This is a genomic window from Thiomonas sp. (assembly GCF_054608695.1).
Map to the genome: position 1 here is coordinate 1 of NZ_JBTRXV010000187.1, position 3,111 is coordinate 3,111.

4 protein-coding genes are annotated in these 3,111 nt (G+C 60.0%); all 4 read right to left on the reverse strand.

Annotation, left to right across the window (positions count from 1 at the left end):
• The coding region (locus tag ACYCUK_RS24015) for a radical SAM protein (RefSeq protein ID WP_461597101.1) at positions 1-307 on the reverse strand (307 nt) is incomplete at its 3' end.
• A 109-nt stretch (positions 308-416) separates the two neighbouring features.
• A complete protein-coding gene (locus ACYCUK_RS24020) occupies positions 417-1,259 on the reverse strand; it encodes a ferritin-like domain-containing protein (RefSeq protein WP_461597098.1) in 843 nt (280 codons plus the stop codon).
• Positions 1,256-2,257, reverse strand: a complete 1,002-nt coding sequence (locus ACYCUK_RS24025) for a lysylphosphatidylglycerol synthase domain-containing protein (protein ID WP_461597099.1) — start codon at positions 2,255-2,257, stop codon at positions 1,256-1,258. Before ACYCUK_RS24025 ends, ACYCUK_RS24020 begins: the two co-directional genes overlap by 4 nt.
• A 40-nt stretch (positions 2,258-2,297) precedes the next feature.
• Positions 2,298-3,111 (reverse strand): MMPL family transporter (locus ACYCUK_RS24030; protein ID WP_461597100.1); only part of this gene is annotated, 814 nt, incomplete at its 5' end.

Consider the following 3,111-nt stretch of genomic DNA (forward strand, 5'->3'; position numbering starts at 1 on the left):
CGAAGCGCTTGCGTTCCACCAGTCCCTGCACAATGGCCGGCATGTCTTTATGAATCAGAGGTTCACCGCCGGCGATGGAAACGATGGGCGCACCACATTCCTCCGCAGCGCCAATGCACTCTTCCACGGAAAGCCGCTGGTCCAGCACATCGTCCGGGTAGTCGATCTTGCCGCAGCCGGAACAGGCCAGATTGCAGCGGAACAGCGGTTCCAGCATCAGCACCAGGGGATAGCGTTTACGCCCCCGCAATTTTTGCGCGAGGATATACCGTCCTACCCGATAGCTTTGGATTAGTGGAACGCCCATATCTGGTTTCTCCTGTATTTTTGCCGACTGAGCAGGCAACGCGATGACTGACAAAATTCGTTAAGTATAACATACCAAACGGTCTACACGACAAGCACCCAGCGGTGCATCAGGCCGCCCTGGCTCGGGACAAGAAAAAAAATAGCACCCCGGCAATGCGCGGCGCCAGCTTCGGCCGCAGCAAACGCGGATCATAGGGGGCAAAACGCCTTTCATTTTCGCTTCGGCACAGTGCCAGGAGTTCTCGCAGGCTGATGTCGTTGCTGATCTCCTTGTGCCCCGTCAAGGTAAAGTTTTTTTCCTGACTTCCGTTGAGATTGCGCGCCGTCCGCATCCGCGCCCAGGCCTGCATGGCAATGACCTGGATCCGCTGCAGTTCCAGCCCCATGCGCTTCCACCACGCCAGGCGGCTGCGATGCCATGCCAGCCAGTTGATAAAAAAGATGATATGGCGGGCCTCTTCCTGCATGACGAGGTCAAAGATTTCCACCAGTGCAGCCGGGAAAAAGCCAGAATCACGAGCTAGCGCAAAAAGGCCGAAGGCAAAATAGGAATCCAGACATTCGCCGTAACCGGTGTAGAGAAACTCCCAATAGGGATCCCGCACGGCCGGTGCCGCCGGCAGAGGCGGAATCTTGATCCCATAGTGCTCCACCAGGGCGCGCAGCAAATCCGCGTGGCGCTGCTCTTCCAGGCCATCCAGGGCCACCGCCGAACGCACGACGGGGTCCGGCTCCTGTTTCCCCATACTCTGCACCATGCGCGCGGTGACACTCTCCGTGGCCACCGCCTCGCCCCAGAAAGGCAAAGCCACCAGACGCCGATGGGCGTCCTCGTCCAACTGGGGCAAGTCGATCTGATTCGGATCAAAACGGATATGCGTATCATGGAAAAACTGGCAGAAAAGGTCGCGATGCTCGTTGGAGCCCATCTCCAGGATGGCCGCCGTCATGATGCTTCTCCTTTGGGTGTTTGGGCCTGCCGCCATTTCCGGTGTAAATGATGCCCTTCCAGGGCTTGCCATGACAAGAGTACGGGGCCACCCAACACCAGTTCCCGGAAGCGGCGCGCCAGGGAAAAGGCCAGTGCCAGATCCGGACCGATACCCGCCGCGGCACCAAAGAGCACGAAACCGCCTTCCTGAATACCGATGCCGCCCGGCACCAGAAAGGCCGCGCTACGCAGGGCCTGGCCGAGGCTTTCCATCAGGACGGCCGCCCACAGGGGAACGGGATGTCCCAGAATCCAGAAAGTGAACCACACCTCCAGGGCCCCCGCCAGCAGGCCCATGCACTGCCAGAAAACGGGGATCACCAGGGTCCAGCGCTGGCCATACAGGGTGCGGATTTCCGCGTCCAGGACAGCCGGATCACCCAGACGTAAGAGCAAGTCTTTACCGCCCAGCAGCATTTTCATGAGCCGCTGGAGGATCTGGAAAAACCCCCAGCGATGCTGCACCCAGAGAAAGCCGAGCATGACTGGCACCATGAAGGCCAAAGCCAGGAGCACGGCCAGTTCCATGGCGTGGTCGCTGATGGCATAGACCAGGATGACCAGTCCCAGCAAGGTGAAGAGAAACTGGCTCACCAGGGTCAGGGTGATCTCCACCATGATGCTGGCGCCACCCAGATAACCGGAAACGCCGTGGCGGGCCAACAGCCGCGCACCAACCACTTCTCCACCCACCCGCGCGACCGGCAGGAGGCCGTTCACGGATTCGCGTACCGCTGCGACCCAGAGCAGAAAGCAAAAACCCGCACGACTTTCCCCGCGCAGCAGCCATTTCCAGCTCAGGACATCCAAACCCAGCGGTAAAAAATGGAAAGGCAGCAACCATAGCAGGGCCCAACCGCCATGAGCCAGGATCTGCAGGATGCTGCGGGCACCTTCATGCAGCACCAGCGCCAGGGCCAGCAAGAGCCCCAGCAAGCCGCTGGCATAAATCAGCATAGGGCCCGTTGGCAGCATGCGGCCCTTGGGCCGCTCTCCCTCAGCGGCCTTCATCCTGAGCGATCCCCTGTTCGCGGGGAGAATGAGTGAACAGCAGGAGCAATGCCGGCAACACAATGAGAATACACAAGAGGACCATGGCCAACGCCAGGCTCAGGGTCTTGCCCAAACTCGCCATACCCGGATCCAGGGATATGGCCATGCTGCCAAAGGCGCTCAAGGTGGTGATCCCGCTGAAAAACACCGCCATGGGCGTGCTGGTCTGGAGCAAATGGGCAATATCGGTTCCGCTGCGCCAACGCGCCACGATATAGATGGCAAAGGCCACCCCCAGTCCGATCAGCAGCGGCAAGACAATGATATTACCCAGGTTAAAGGAGAGCCCCAGATAGCTCATGCTGGCCACCGTAAAGAGCGCCGCCAACAGCAGGGGCGCCATCACCAGCAGGGTATCGCGCCAGCAGCGCAAGACCAGAAGGAGCAAGAGAGAAATGGTGACCAAGGCAATAACCGTGGCTTCCTGAAAGGCCCCCAGCACCGCCTCACCGCCCTCCACCAACATCACCGGTGTACCTACCGCCTGCGGCGCTACCTGCTGGACATTACGGACAAACTGCAGCATGGCGGCATTGCTGCTGAGATTGGCCTTGGGAAAGACTTCTATCCGGGCCTGACCCTGCGGCGTGATATAACGGGTACGCAAGTCTTCCGGCAGGCTCTGCAAGGTCACGGGTGCGGCCGTCAGGGCCATCCCCAAGCGTTGCAGTTCGGGGGGCAAGCCGCCCATGATCCGTTCCTGCAAGGCAGTGATGGCCTGCGGATTATCGCCGTAGCGATGGTGAAAACGCTGCAGG

Bases quoted from the DNA above. Each gene is read 5' to 3' on its own strand.
- ACYCUK_RS24020 (WP_461597098.1), bottom strand. From the start codon at position 1,259: ATGACGGCGGCCATCCTGGAGATGGGCTCCAACGAGCATCGCGACCTT.
- ACYCUK_RS24025 (WP_461597099.1), bottom strand. From the start codon at position 2,257: ATGCTGATTTATGCCAGCGGCTTGCTGGGGCTCTTGCTGGCCCTGGCG.